The sequence below is a fragment of the Streptomyces sp. NPDC001970 genome, from assembly GCF_053594115.1.
Map to the genome: position 1 here is coordinate 240,957 of NZ_JBSFDW010000001.1, position 13,522 is coordinate 254,478.

10 protein-coding genes are annotated in these 13,522 nt (G+C 73.4%); 2 read left to right on the top strand and 8 right to left on the bottom strand.

All coding sequences use genetic code 11. The features are described 5' to 3' along the window. Window positions 1-7 precede the first annotated feature (7 nt). The 7 genes from sucC to ACWCP0_RS01190 all read right to left on the bottom strand — a co-directional run bounded on the left by sucC (window position 8) and on the right by ACWCP0_RS01190 (window position 9,436). The gene (gene sucC / locus ACWCP0_RS01160; protein ID WP_451076784.1) at window positions 8-1,183 is read right to left on the bottom strand and encodes an ADP-forming succinate--CoA ligase subunit beta; all 1,176 of its coding nucleotides are present in this window, start codon (window positions 1,181-1,183) and stop codon (window positions 8-10) included. Between the two features lie 502 nt (window positions 1,184-1,685). After that, window positions 1,686-2,657, bottom strand: coding sequence for a hypothetical protein (locus ACWCP0_RS01165; protein WP_451076785.1), 972 nt, complete (start codon window positions 2,655-2,657; stop codon window positions 1,686-1,688). Window positions 2,658-2,746: 89 nt separating this feature from the next. Further along, window positions 2,747-3,691, bottom strand: coding sequence for a hypothetical protein (locus tag ACWCP0_RS01170; protein WP_451076786.1), 945 nt, complete (start codon window positions 3,689-3,691; stop codon window positions 2,747-2,749). A gap of 239 nt (window positions 3,692-3,930) precedes the next feature. Then, window positions 3,931-5,157 (bottom strand): VWA domain-containing protein, encoded by a 1,227-nt coding sequence (locus ACWCP0_RS01175; RefSeq protein ID WP_451077008.1) that lies wholly within the window; start codon window positions 5,155-5,157, stop codon window positions 3,931-3,933. Window positions 5,158-5,174: 17 nt separating this feature from the next. Continuing rightward, window positions 5,175-7,793, bottom strand: a complete 2,619-nt coding sequence (locus ACWCP0_RS01180; RefSeq protein ID WP_451076787.1) for a DUF5682 family protein — start codon at window positions 7,791-7,793, stop codon at window positions 5,175-5,177. Beyond that, window positions 7,790-8,902, bottom strand: coding sequence for an ATP-binding protein (locus ACWCP0_RS01185; RefSeq protein WP_451076788.1), 1,113 nt, complete (start codon window positions 8,900-8,902; stop codon window positions 7,790-7,792). The genes ACWCP0_RS01180 and ACWCP0_RS01185 overlap by 4 nt, the downstream gene beginning before the upstream one ends. Window positions 8,903-9,025: 123 nt before the next feature. Next, the gene (locus ACWCP0_RS01190) at window positions 9,026-9,436 is read right to left on the bottom strand and encodes an MmpS family transport accessory protein (protein ID WP_451076789.1); all 411 of its coding nucleotides are present in this window, start codon (window positions 9,434-9,436) and stop codon (window positions 9,026-9,028) included. A 133-nt stretch (window positions 9,437-9,569) separates the two neighbouring features. Between ACWCP0_RS01190 and ACWCP0_RS01195 the strand changes: the two genes are divergently transcribed. Both ACWCP0_RS01195 and ACWCP0_RS01200 read left to right on the top strand, forming a co-directional pair. Beyond that, on the top strand, window positions 9,570-10,919 hold the full coding sequence (locus ACWCP0_RS01195) for an SWIM zinc finger family protein (RefSeq protein WP_451076790.1): 1,350 nt from the start codon (window positions 9,570-9,572) through the stop codon (window positions 10,917-10,919). A gap of 42 nt (window positions 10,920-10,961) precedes the next feature. Next, window positions 10,962-12,620, top strand: coding sequence for a DUF5691 domain-containing protein (locus ACWCP0_RS01200; protein WP_451076791.1), 1,659 nt, complete (start codon window positions 10,962-10,964; stop codon window positions 12,618-12,620). Between the two features lie 358 nt (window positions 12,621-12,978). On the opposite strand, the gene ACWCP0_RS01205 is transcribed toward ACWCP0_RS01200, so the two are convergent. Beyond that, entirely contained in the window at window positions 12,979-13,392 is a 414-nt protein-coding gene (locus tag ACWCP0_RS01205) for a cobalamin B12-binding domain-containing protein (RefSeq protein WP_451076792.1), read from the bottom strand. Window positions 13,393-13,522: the final 130 nt, after the last annotated feature.

The window sequence follows — 13,522 nt, forward strand, 5'->3', positions numbered from 1 at the left end:
TCGTCCCTTACTTCGCAGCCAGCTCGGCGGCCTTGTCGGCCGCACCGTCCATGGTGTCCACACGCTGCACGAGCGGGTGGTTGCGGTCGTCCAGGATCTGGCGACCCAGCTCCGCGTTGTTGCCGTCGAGGCGCACGACCAGCGGCTTGGTGACCTCTTCGCCCTTGGACTCGAGGAGCTCCAGGGCCTGCACGATGCCGTTGGCGACCGCGTCGCAGGCGGTGATGCCGCCGAAGACGTTGACGAAGACGGACTTGACGTCCGGGTCGCCGAGGATGATCTCGAGGCCGTTCGCCATGACCTCGGCGGAGGCACCGCCACCGATGTCGAGGAAGTTGGCGGGCTTCACGCCGTTGTGGTTCTCACCGGCGTACGCGACGACGTCGAGGGTCGACATGACCAGACCCGCGCCGTTGCCGATGATGCCGACCTCGCCGTCGAGCTTGACGTAGTTGAGGCCCTTGGCCTTCGCAGCGGCCTCGAGCGGGTTGGCCGATGCCTTGTCCTCGAGCTCGGCGTGCGAGGGCTGACGGAACTCGGCGTTGGCGTCAAGCGACACCTTGCCGTCCAGGGCCAGGACACGGCCGTCGTCGACCTTGGCGAGCGGGTTGACCTCGACGAGGAGCGCGTCCTCGGCGACGAAGGTCTTCCACAGGGTCTGCAGGATCTCGGCGATCTGCTCGGCGACGGCAGCCGGGAACTTCGCGGCCTCGACGATCTCGCGGGCCTTCGCGGCGGTGACGCCCTCGTTGGCGTCGACCGGGATCTTGGCGAGGGCCTCGGGCTTGGTGGCCGCGACCTCCTCGATGTCCATGCCGCCCTCGACGGAGGCCATGGCCAGGAAGGTGCGGTTGGTGCGGTCGAGGAGGTACGAGACGTAGTACTCCTCGTCGATCTCGGGCGCGGTCTCGGCGATCATCACCTTGTGGACCGTGTGGCCCTTGATGTCCATGCCGAGGATGTCCGTCGCGCGGGCGACGGCCTCGTCCGGTGTGGCGGCGAGCTTGACGCCACCGGCCTTGCCACGGCCGCCGACCTTCACCTGCGCCTTGACGACCGAACGGCCGCCCAGTCGCTCGGTCGCCTCGCGCGCCGCCTCAGGCGTATCGATGACTTCACCGGCCAGCACCGGTACACCGTGCTTGGCGAAGAGGTCCCTCGCCTGGTACTCGAACAGGTCCACGCGCGTCCGTCCCTTTTCAGTGATTCGCGGTTCGTTGTCTGCGTGGGCGTGCCGCGAAGGGCAACGTGACTGCGCTGTCACTAGGGAGGCGTACACGGTGGCCGGGTACGCGGCATGTCCGTCTCGCAGGTTATCCCCGAGGGCCGTGGGTCCCTAAATCACAGATCACACCGGAGCGGTGATACCTGTCACAGATAGCGCGCGTGGCGGAACGCTGTGGTTACGGGACGACCACGGCGTGGGCACGGGCCGGGTACGGGCGGGCACGGTCCGGAGAATGGGACACGGTCCGGAGAACGGGAAGGGGCGAGCGCCTTCCGGGGAACGGAACGGGCGGCCCCCACCCCAATGGGGACCGCCTCGTCGTTTGTCCGGGACCCGCCGGTCACGCGGCACGCGGCGGCGTCAGCCTTCCTGCGTCATGCCCTTGGCCGGATGCCCCGAGCCGGACGCCCTGAGTCGCATGCCGTGGATCACATGCCCCGGGTCGGATGCCCTGGGGTCAGATGCCCTGGGTCAGGCTGTGGCCCAGGCTGTCGACGTAGCTCGGGGTGACCGCGTAGGCCACGTCCTGCACGCCGGAGACGGCGTTGCCCGCGACCGGGGTGCCGGCGACCGTGCCGGTCACGTCCTGCGCGAACGGCCGCACCTCGGAGACCACCCCGCCCGCGAACGGCCGGACGTCGCCGACGACGCCGTGCGCGAGGTTGCCGGCGGAGCCGCCGACCCCGTACGCGACCGGCTCAACGTGGTCGACGACGGTCTCGACGAGCGGCTGGACCTCGCCGACGACCCCGCCCGCGAAGGGCTGGACCTCGCCGACCACGCTGCCGGCGAAGGGCTGGACCTCGCTCACGACACCACCCGCGAACGGGGTCACCTCGCCGACGACGCCCGTGGCGAGACCGGCGACGTCGCCGACGGCCTGGCCGGCGACCGGGAGGACGCCGTCGACCGCCCGGTCCGCGATCGGGGGCAGGACGTCCTGGCACGTCTCGTCGGCGATCGGGGTCGCGGCGGCGACGGCACCCCGGGCGTAGCCCTGAGCGGCGCCGGGGGCCTGGTCCACCAGCTCGGGAGCGAAGGAGGACAGCGGGCCGAAGAGGTAGTCGATCTCGCCCTGGGCGTCGGACAGCTCGCCCTCGGCGTACTGACGGGCCTGGTCCGCGGTGGACACGACCGGGGCCCGGGTGGCGTCCTGCGCGGCTCCCTTGGCCTCCTCGGCCTGGGCGACCGCGGCGCCGGCGCCGGCCTGCGCCGTGCCGGTCGCGGCGGCGACGGCCGGGACGTCGTCGGCGGCATCGGTGGCGCCGGTGACCGTGTCCTCGACCGTGTCGAGGACGTCGATCCCCTGGTCCGGGGTCGAGAGGGACAGCGAGGGAAGCTCGTCCGCGCTTGCGGCGGCGGTACCGATGGCCCACATACCGGCGGCACCGGCCGCGACGACTATGGAACGGCGGATGTTCTTGTTCATGGTTCGGAAGGTTCCTTCGAATTCGGGGGGTTCGGGCAGACCTGCTCCGCCCCCGCGCGGCAGGTCTCAGGCGAGTGGAACGGCCTGCCCTAGCCGGGGAATTCGAGAATGCCGCGGTGCCGCTCGCGCACCCCTGTGCCGGTGACCGGCTGCACGGAACCGGGAACGAGCCCGAACGCCACGGCCTGCGAGAACCAGGTGCCGTGCGGGTCGCCGTCGCGCTGCGTGTGACCGTCACCGACGGACTGGACGACGGCGCTGCCGCCCGGACCTGCCGGCGCGTGACCGGGGAGGAACGGCAGCCGCCCGCCGAACGGGCTGTGGGGCCCGGCCGTCACATACGACTCGTGCGCACCGTCCACATACACGTGGGGGTGGAGCTGCGTGCGCGTGTGCACCCCCGTCGAGGTGTGCTGCGGCGCATCGGCCGCGGAGTTGTCGGAGAGCGGCTCGTCGCGGTGGACGGCGGCCGGAGCCGGGTCCTGCGGCCGGTCCTGTCCGGGCGCGGGGACGGGCAGACCGAGCCCGTCGCCGTCGCCGGGCCACGTCGGAGAGGGCAGGCCTTGCGCGGGAAACGGCTCCTCGGGCAGCGGCGGTACGGGCACGGCCTGCGCGACGCCCTGGACGGCCCCTTCCACGACCTGCTCGACGGGCTCGGCCACGGGCTTGACGGCCCTCTCGGCGACTGCGCCGCCGGTCGACTCGACGGGTGTGACGACCGATGTGACCACCGGTGTGACGACCGACGTGACGACCGGTCTGGTCACCCGCTCGGCGACTGGCTCGGCAACGCGCCGGGCCACCGGCTCCGCCGTGTCGGGGAGTTGCTCGACCGGTTCGGTACGGGCGACGCTCTCGACCGGCGTACCCGCGGCCGGTTGCTCCGCCGCGTGCGCCTGGCCGCCGAGGACGAACCCCAGCACCACCAGCCCGCCGACGAACAGCAACACCTGCACCGCGCGCACCGCATGCCGCCTGGCCGCCCCGCGCACGAAGCGCACGGCGGCTGCGGGCCGAGCAGCGGTGACGATCAAAGCGGGACGAGCCCTCCCAGTCGCGGAACTTGCCCCTCCAGGGGCAACAGGGACGATGCTTGCACGAGACTCCTGGGGTCACGCAAGCCCCTTGTTACTGATGAGTCGCCATGTCCGTTATGAGTAGCGGTCCGGGACGCACCAGCCCCCTCCACGGCCCGGCGACGCACACCCCGGCGCGCAGCCCGCTCGTCTCGCCCGGCGCCCTGCGGCCAGGCGCCTCGGCCGACGTCGGCGCCTCAGCCGACGGCCGGCACGGGCAGCGGCCGCTTCTCTATCGCCGCCGCCATGACCTCCGGGAACAGGTCGGGCGTGCAGGCGAACGCCGGTGCCCCCAGCGCGGCCAGCGCCGCCGCGTGCTCGCGGTCGTAGGCCGGTGCCCCCTCGTCGGAGAGCGCGAGCAGGGCGACGAACTGCACGCCCGACGCCTTCATCGCCGCGACGCGCTTCAGCATCTCGTCCCGTATGCCGCCTTCGTAGAGGTCGCTGATCAGTACGACGACGGTGTCGGCGGGCCGGGTGATCTGCGACTGGCAGTACGCGAGGGCCCGGTTGATGTCCGTACCGCCGCCGAGCTGAGTGCCGAACAGGACGTCCACCGGGTCGTCCAGCTGGTCCGTCAGATCGACGACCGAGGTGTCGAAGACGACGAGCCGGGTCGTGATCGACCGCATCGACGCGAGCACCGCCCCGAACACGGACGCGTACACCACCGACGCCGCCATCGACCCGGACTGGTCGATGCACAGGACGACGTCCTTCTTCACCGCCTGCGAGGCGCGGCCGTAACCGATGAGCCGCTCGGGCACGACGGTGTTGAACTCGGGGAGGTAGTTCTTCAGGTTGGCCCGGATCGTGCGGTCCCAGTCGATGTCCCGGTGGCGGGGCCGGCTGATGCGGGCGCTGCGGTCGAGCGCGCCGGTGAGGGTCGCGCGGGTGCGGGACGCCAGCCGCTTCTCCAGGTCCTCGACCACCTTCCGGACGACCGCCCGGGCCGTCTCCTTCGTCGTCTCGGGCATCGCTTTGTTGAGCGAGAGGAGTGTCCCGACGAGGTGGACGTCCGCCTCGACGGCCTCCAGCATCTCCGGCTCCAGCAGCAGGGTGCTGAGGCCGAGACGGTCGATCGCGTCGCGCTGCATGACCTGGACGACGGAGCTGGGGAAGTACGTCCGGATGTCGCCGAGCCAGCGCGTCACGTTCGGCGCGGACCCTTCGAGGCCCCCCGAACGCCTTCCGCTCCCACGCTCCTTGCCGCTCCCCGTGCCGTAGAGCGCGCCGAGCGCGCCGTCCATCGCGGCGTCCGTCCCGGTCAGGGTGCAGCCGGTCCCGTCCGCTCCTCCCCCGCCGAGCACGAGCCGCCAGCGCCGCAGCCGCTCGTCGGGGGCGCTGTCCACCGCCCTGCCGGCCGTCGCGTCGACAGCCGTGTCCGTTGCCGCGTCAACCGCTGCGTCCGCTGCCGCGCCCACCACCGAGTCGGCCGTTGTCATACGTGGTCCCCCTCCAGGATCAGCCGCAGTACGGGCAGCACCGCGTCGGCCCGCTCCTCGTCGAGTCCGGCCCCGAATCCGGGCATGCCTGCCTCCCCCGGCGCCGGTGCGTCGCCCGCTCCTGCAGGGCCGCGCCGCACCAACTCGCCCAAGGTGCGGCGGACGCCGGGCTCGTACGCCGAGAACGTGCGCCGCAGCAGCGGCAGTACGTCCGTGAACGCGCCCGCCGGCACCGACGTCAGCCAGGCGTCGACGAGCCCGAGCAGGCGCTCGTCGTGAACGAGGAGCATGCCTCCTCCGGACGCGCCGCCGACGAAGCCCTCGACCCAGGCCGCGGCGTCGGCGGGCGGAGTGCCGGGCGAGAGCGCGAGGCCCATGAGCCGCACGGCCTCGTCCTCGGTGAGTCGCCCGTCGTCCAGCAGCAACCGGGCCGCGCGCCCCCGTATCACCCCGGGCACGGTGTCCCGCGCGGCGAGCTTGCGCAGGACGGCCGCCCAGCGCCCGCCCAGCTCCCCGGCTCCGGCTCCGGCTCCGGCTCCGGCTCCGGCTCCGGGCAGGAGGCCTATCGCCGTGTGGACGCCGTCGAGATGTCCGCGCATCTCGGCGGCGCCGTCCGCGTCGAGCCCGGTGCAGGCGGGCGGCAGGCCGACGCAGATCCGCTCGGCCAGCCCGGCCGCCACCTCGCCGAGCGCGGCGGTGTCCGTGGCCCGCACGTCCCCGTACCGAAGGGAGCGGGCGAGGGCGGGCAGCGCCTGGGCGAGGTGGCCGACGTCCGCGTCGAGGGCCGCGCGGTCGGCGAGGGCCTTCATCACCACGGGAAGCGCATCGGGCAGTTCGGCCAGGAGACACCGCTCGGCGAGGGCCGTCACCTCGGCGAGGGCGGTCGCCGACGCGCTCTCGGACTCGGCCTTCGCGGTGGCGGCCGAGAGCACGGTGGTGCCCCACACCCCCGCCTCGGCGACCTTGACGTGCAGCTCGGGCTCCCAGCGCAACCGCCAGGTCTCCCGGAACGTGCCGGTCGAGCCGCGCCCCGCCGCCGGGGTGCCCCAGCCGACGCCGAGGAGCCGCAACCGGTGAAGCAGCCGACTGCGCGAGGCGTCGGTCTCCTTGCGCAGATCCAGCTCCAACTCGCGCTCCAGCAGCTCCGGTTTCAGCCGCAGGGTGCGCTGGAGGCGGGTCAGGTCGCGCTGCAGCGGGACGGCCGGAGCGGCCTCGGGCACTTCGCCGAGCACATCGCCGGTGATCAGCCTGTCCTGGATCAGCCCGAGCGGCACGTCGGAGCCGTCGCACATCACGGCCCGGATCGCGTCGGTGGTCTCACTCAGTCCGGCGAGCGGCCGCGCGCGCATCGCGGCGAGTGTCCCGGCGAGCCGGACCGCCTCGATGACATGGGCCGACGAGACGATCCGGTCCTCGTCCCTGAGCAGTCCCGCGACCTTGGTCATCCAGCGCTCCACGGGGCGGTCCGGGGCGCTGAACAGATGCGCGTACCAGCCGGGCGAGTCGATTCCCGCGCCGTATCCGCTGCGCCGGGAGAGCCTGCGGTGCGTCCAGGGCACCCAGGTCGTCTCGGTCTTGACCTTGGGGAGGCCCTTGAGCAGGGCGCGGTCGGCGGTGACCGTCGGCTTCCCGGTCTGCCCGGTCAGTGCGGGGACGTGCCAGGCGCCGCAGACGACGGCGATCTCGTCCCCGAACTCCTTGCGCGCGGCCCGCAGTCGGATCCGCATATGGGCCTCGCGCACGAGATCGCGGTCGTGCCCGCCGTGTCCGTACGCCTCGCGCAGCGCGGCCATGGCCTCGCCGAGCACGGCGAAGGGCGTGAGCGGGTCGGCAGGTGGCGTGGCGCCGGGCGTCGACGGCGTGGCGCCGCGGTGCTCGATCACGTCCTCCCACCAGCGCTCCGGATCGTCGTAACCGGCGGTCTCGGCGAGCACCGCGATCGGATCGACCCGCAGCGCCGGCCCGCCTCCGCCAGGATGCGCCTCGTCTTCCTCGTCGCCCCACGTGGGGTCGGAGGCCGCCGCCAGGGAGTGCGTGGCGGGCAGGTCGATGAACCGTACGGGCACGTCGTGCGCCAGCGCCCAGCGGATCGCGACCCACTCCGGCGAGAACTCCGCCATCGGCCAGAACGCCGCCCTGCCGGGGTCGTCCACGGCGTGCGCGAGCAGCGCGACCGGCGGGACCATCCCCTCGTCCGCGGCGAGCGGCAGCAGGGCGTCCCCCTCGGGCGGTCCTTCGATCAGCACCGCCCGTGGCTCCGCCGCGTCGAGCGCTGCCCGCACCGCCCGTGCCGACCCGGGCCCGTGATGCCGCACCCCGAGCACGAGCGGCCCGTCACCGGGCCACGCCCTTTCCACGGCCGGAGCGGCGACGGCATGCGGGGCGCTCCCGTGCGGCCGGATCCCGGACTCGTCCGGTCCGGCGGCGCGGGGGCCGGCTGGGGCCGTCGACCCCGGCGGGACCGCAGCGGGGGCCGAAGCCTGCACGGCGGACGGCAGGGCGTCCGGCGCCGCGGCCGTGTCGCGGAGCCCGGCCGTGGCGCCGGACATCGCGGCCTTGGACCCGGGCGTCGCCGCCCTGGACCCGGGCGTCGCAGCCATGACCGCCGCCGTCATGCGCTCACCTCGCGGCAGGCGCGGTAGAAGTCCTTCCAGCCGTCCCGCTCCCGCACCACCGTTTCCAGGTACTCCTGCCAGATGACACGATCCGCGGCCGGGTCGCGGACGACCGCGCCGAGGATGCCGGCCGCCACATCGCCCGGGCGCAGGACGCCGTCGCCGAAGTGGGTCGCGAGCGCGAGGCCGTTCGTGACGACCGAGATCGCCTCGGCCGTGGAGAGCGTCCCCGAGGGGGACTTGAGCTTCGTACGGCCGTCGGTCGTGACGCCGTCGCGCAGCTCGCGGAAGACCGTGACCACACGCCGGATCTCGTCGACGCCCTCGGGCGCGGCGGGCAGGTCGAGCGAGCGCCCCAACTGGTCGACACGCCGCGACACGATGTCGACCTCCGCGTCCGCGGTCGCGGGCAGCGGCAACACCACCGTGTTGAACCGGCGGCGCAGCGCGCTCGACAGGTCGTTGACCCCTCGGTCGCGGTCGTTCGCCGTCGCGATGAGGTTGAAACCGCGGACCGCCTGCACCTCCTGGCCGAGCTCGGGGATCGGCAGGGTCTTCTCCGACAGGATCGTGATGAGCGTGTCCTGCACGTCCGCCGGAATGCGGGTGAGCTCCTCGACGCGCGCGGTCATCCCCTCGGACATCGCGCGCATGACGGGGCTGGGCACGAGCGCGTCACGGCTCGGGCCGCGGGCGAGCAGCTGCGCGTAGTTCCACCCGTACCGGATGGCCTCCTCGGGCGTGCCCGCCGTGCCCTGCACGAGCAGGGTGGAGTCTCCGCTGACGGCGGCCGCGAGATGCTCGGACACCCAGGTCTTCGCGGTGCCGGGCACGCCGAGCAGGAGCAGCGCCCGGTCGGTGGCGAGCGTCGTGACGGCGACCTCGACGATCCTGCGGGGCCCCACGTACTTCGGCGTGATCACCGTCCCGTCGGGCAGCGTGCCGCCGAGGAGATACGTGGCCACGGCCCACGGCGAGAGTCGCCAGCGGGCAGGCCGCGGCCGGTCGTCGGCCGCGGCCAGCGCCTTGAGTTCGTCGGCGAAGGCGTCCTCGGCATGCGGCCGCAGGACCTCGGTGCCGGTGTCTGCACCGGTTTCGGGCACGGTCATGGATCCCCCTCCAGATCGATCGACCGGATGTGGTTCCCACCGTGCACCATGCCACTGACAATCGGCTGTTTCCGCAGGCCGGCGCCGTAGAGCGAGGCCGAAGTCGACTGTGCCGGGGCGGACTTACTCGACGATCGGGGACAGGGCGATGCACCCGGTCGCGGCCGCGACGCCGGCGCCGGACTCCTCCTTGATGACCTTGCCCTTGTACGTGATCTTGCAGCCGACCTCTCCCCCGGCGAGGTCCACCGCGATCGGCACGACCGTGGGCGCCTCGATGCCCTTCAGCGTCACGGTCTTCTTCCACGGCAGCGTGGGCTTCTGCACCGATTCGAGCTTGGGCTCGGTCGCGGTGCCGCCGCCGGCGTTGTACTCGATCGAGTCGACGTTCTTGCCGGTGACCTCGTACGTCACCTCGTACGTCTCGTTCACGGCCTTGTCGACCTGGTCGACGGCCGCGTCGCAGCCGACGAGGCCGAAGGCGAGCCCTGCGGCGGCAAAGGCGCCGGCGGCGGAGCGGATGGTGCGGTTCATGCGGGATCCCCCCTGGATCGTGTGGCTGACACGCGCAGCGAATCGCAAAGAACAGGCAAGGTCAAGTCGTTATCAATCCCGCAGATACGCAGGTCAGAGGGCATTGTCAGAGGTGGCCCGTACGGTCGTTCCCATGAATCAGCAGGGGGTGCGCTGGACGGCGGAGCAGGTGCTGGCCCTGGCTCCTGACGCCGCGTCACGCAAAGCGGGAAGCAAGCTCGGCTCCGCCGGGCCGTGGTCGGGCGCGGGCAGCAACGGCTCGGGCGCCGTCTGGGGTCTGTGCAAGGGCAGCGGCAGCAACCCGTACCGGACGATCGTGGACACGGCCGGCCCGGCGTACAAGTGCAGTTGCCCGAGCCGGAAGTTCCCGTGCAAGCACGCACTGGGGCTGCTGTTGCTCTGGGCGGGCGACGAGGAGACGGTCCGGGACGCCGAAGTGCCCGACTGGGCCGACGAATGGCTGGCCGGGCGCCGCACGCGCGCGGCGGAGAAGGAGCAGCGGGGCGCGGGCGAGGGGCAGTCCGCGAAGACCGCCGATCCGGAGGCGGCCAGGCGCAGGGCGGAGCGCAGGGCCGGCCGTATCACCGCGGGCGCCACGGAGCTGGAGCAGCGGCTGGCGGATCTGCTGCGCGGAGGCCTGGCTTCGGCGGAGCAGGCCGGGTACGGGCTGTGGGAGGAGACGGCCGCACGCATGGTCGACGCCCAGGCGCCCGGGCTGGCAGGGCGGGTCCGGGAGTTGGGGGCCATCCCGGGCTCGGGGCCGGGCTGGCCCGTGCGGCTGCTCGAGGAGAGTGCGCTGGTGCACCTCCTCGACCGGGCCTGGCTGGACGTGGACCGGCTGCCGGAGCCGCTGGCCGCCACCGTGCGCACGAGGGTCGGACTGACCGCGCCCGCGGAGGGGCCCGCGGTCAGGGACGACTGGCTGGTGCTCGCACAGTACGACACGGCCGACGGCAAGATCACCACGCGGCGTACCTGGCTCCACGGGCGGGAGACCGGGCGGACCGCACTGCTGCTCTCCTTCGGTGCGGCCGGGCGCGCGCCGCAACTGGCCCTGCCCGCCGGACTGATGATCGACGCCGAGCTCGTGCCGTACGGGGGTGCGGGGCAGCTGCGGGCGGATCTGGGCGAGCAGTTCGGCGCCCCGGCCCCGATCAAGGCGCCGCCGCCGGGCGGTTCGACGGCCGACGCGCTCGCGGCGTACGGGGCGGCCCTGCGCGAGGACCCCTGGCTGGACTCATGGCCCGTCACGCTGTCGGGGGTCATACCCGTCCCGGCGGACGACGGCTGGCAACTGGCCGACGCGGACGGACGGTCCGCGCTGCCGGTCGCGCCGGCCGCGCTGTCCCGCCCCGGATCGTGGAAGCTCGCCGCCGTGTCCGGCGGCGGCCCGGTCACCGTCTTCGGCGAGTTCGGGCACCGCGGCTTCATGCCGCTGGCCGCCTGGTCCGAGGAGACCCCCGAGACGGTCACCCTCACCTGACCGTATGGACGCGCGCATGGACGTACGACGGAGGACGACCCGATGACCAGCACCACCCGTACGACCGCCTGGGAAGAGCTCGTCACCTCGGCTCTTCTCGGCACCGACCGCAGGACCCCGCCCGGCGGTCTCGTGCCGCCCGGCAAGGAGGCGCCGCTCGCGCTGCTCGACGCGGCCGCGCTGCACACGGTGCGACGGCGGGCCGGGCTGCGGCCCGCAGCGGCGCGGCCGCTTCCGGAACCGGCGCCGCACGACTCCCGGCCGGCGCTGCCCGAGCCCGCCCGGTGGCGGCTCGCCCAGTTGCTGGCCGACCGCGCCGCGCCCGCGGGCTCCGGCGGCCGGCGCGGCGCGGCACCCGACCTCACGGAGCTGCTGCCGCAGTGGCTCGCCGCCGCCAACGAGCACGGATACCGCGCCCCGGCGTCCACGCTGCCCGCCCTGCTCGACGCCGCCCGCGCCCGCACCGATCTGCGGCCCCTGGCCCTGCGCTTCGCCGGGCCGCGCGGGTTGTGGCTCGCCCGGCTCAACGCGGACTGGAAGTTCGCGCTGCGCGGTGGCTCCGGAGGGTCGGCGCTGCCGGCCCCCGAGGACGCGAGCGCCGTACGGCGGCTGTGGGAGGAAGGGCTCTTCGCCGAGCGGGTCGCCCTGCTCGCCTCCGTCCGCGCGCACGACCCGGCGGCGGCCCGGGCGCTGCTGACCGCGACCTGGCCGACCGAGCGGGCGGAGGACCGGCTGATGTTCCTGGACTCGCTGCGGACAGGACTGTCCGACGCGGACGAGCCCTTCCTGGAGCAGGCGCTGTCCGACCGCAGCCGCAATGTCCGGGCGACCGCGGCGGAGCTGCTGTCCGCACTGCCGCACTCCGCGCTCGCCGCGCGGATGGCCGCACGGGCGGCCACCTGTGTCGGCCTGGACCGGACGGAGGGCGTGGAAGGGATCGCCGTGGAGGCGCCGCACGAGTGTGACGCGGAGATGCAGCGTGACGGTGTCGTGCCCACGCCGCCGTCCGGGCGGGGCGAACGCTCGTGGTGGCTCGGGCAGCTGGTGGAGGCCACGCCGCTGTCCGCATGGTCCGAGCGGCTCGGCGGGCGCACGGCCGAGGAGATCGTCGCCCTGCCCGTCGCCGACGGCTGGGGCGACGAGTTGCACGCGGCGTGGTGCCGGGCGGCGGTGCGGCAGCGGGACCCGGAGTGGTCCCGCGCCCTTCTCGGCGCGCCCGCCGCGCCGCCGTCGACCGGGCCGGGGACGTCGTCACTGGCGGAGCGGGCGAAGCTGCTGGCGACGTTGCCGGAGGAGGAACGGGCGGAATGGGTCGCGGCGTTCATATCCGCGCACGGCCTGTCGGAGGCGTTCCAGCTGCTCGGCGTCTGCGCGGTGCCCTGGGCAGAGCCGCTCGGCCGTGCGGTGGTCGACGCGCTCGACATCGCCCGGGACGGGGGCAGCTACCCCTGGAGCTTCAGCGGTGTGATGGGCCTCGCCGAGCGCTGCCTCGATCCCGCGGAGGCGTCACGTCTGGAGCTGCTGACGGCGACGCCGGACGAGACGGAGGGGGCGTCGCCGGGGGCGGGGAGCTACTGGTCCGAGGCGTTCCAGCGCCTCGTCTCCACGCTGCGCCTGCGCGCGGCGATGCACGCGGAACTGACGATGCAGGCGCAACCGAGGGCGGACGTGCAGCACGCCGCGCGGGCCTTCACGGGCTGACCCCGGGCCGTGCCGCTGGGCCCGTCGGTCGACCCGTGCCGGGTCGGGTACCGAGGGCCCCTCAGGGTTGACCCGCGCCGGCTCGGTTGCCGTCCGGCGCGGCTCCGGAGGCCGGTGCCTCTGGATTGCGGGCCGTCGTTCCTCCCCCGAACTCTGCCGGGGAAATGCCGCGGCGAGCTCCGGGGGCACAGCTCTGAGGCAGAGCTCTGCGGGCCACAGCTCCGGAGGGCACGAATCACCCTCGATCCACACCCGGAAAACAGCCCGGGTCGGACCGTCAGGGGCCGGCCCCCGTAGAGGGCACGACCCAGCAGAGGGCACAGCCCCGCGCGGGTCACCACAACGCAGCCCGCAGAAGTTACGCCTCCGCCGGCTGGCGGACGTTCGCGTTGACCCAGGCGACGATCGACGCCGTCGTGGCGCCGGGCGTGAAGATCTCCGCGACGCCCTTCTCCTTGAGCGGCGGGATGTCCGCTTCAGGGATGATGCCGCCGCCGAAGACCTTGATGTCCTCCGCGTCGCGTTCCTTCAGGAGCTCGATGACCTTGACGAACAGAGTGTTGTGCGCGCCGGACAGGATGGAGAGGCCGATCGCGTCGGCGTCCTCCTGGATGGCGGTGTCCACGATCTGCTCGGGGGTCTGGTGGAGCCCGGTGTAGATGACCTCCATACCGGCGTCGCGCAGCGCCCGCGCGATCACCTTCGCACCGCGATCGTGGCCGTCGAGACCCGGCTTGGCCACCACCACGCGGATCGGACCGGTCACACCCATCACTGCCTCCACATACCGACTGCGCCGTCACTGGCACGGACCCCCGCACCGGATAGGGCCGGGGAGTGAACGAACGTTATCTACAGCATCCCGCAACCGGCCGTTTCACGGTGGACAGCGAGGGGGAAAT

Coding starts and splice junctions, on each gene's coding strand:
- ACWCP0_RS01165 (WP_451076785.1), bottom strand. CDS start 2,657: ATGAACAAGAACATCCGCCGTTCCATAGTCGTCGCGGCCGGTGCCGCC.
- ACWCP0_RS01180 (WP_451076787.1), bottom strand. CDS start 7,793: ATGACGGCGGCGGTCATGGCTGCGACGCCCGGGTCCAGGGCGGCGACG.
- ACWCP0_RS01185 (WP_451076788.1), bottom strand. CDS start 8,902: ATGACCGTGCCCGAAACCGGTGCAGACACCGGCACCGAGGTCCTGCGG.
- ACWCP0_RS01190 (WP_451076789.1), bottom strand. CDS start 9,436: ATGAACCGCACCATCCGCTCCGCCGCCGGCGCCTTTGCCGCCGCAGGG.
- ACWCP0_RS01195 (WP_451076790.1), top strand. CDS start 9,570: ATGAATCAGCAGGGGGTGCGCTGGACGGCGGAGCAGGTGCTGGCCCTG.
- ACWCP0_RS01200 (WP_451076791.1), top strand. CDS start 10,962: ATGACCAGCACCACCCGTACGACCGCCTGGGAAGAGCTCGTCACCTCG.
- ACWCP0_RS01205 (WP_451076792.1), bottom strand. CDS start 13,392: ATGGGTGTGACCGGTCCGATCCGCGTGGTGGTGGCCAAGCCGGGTCTC.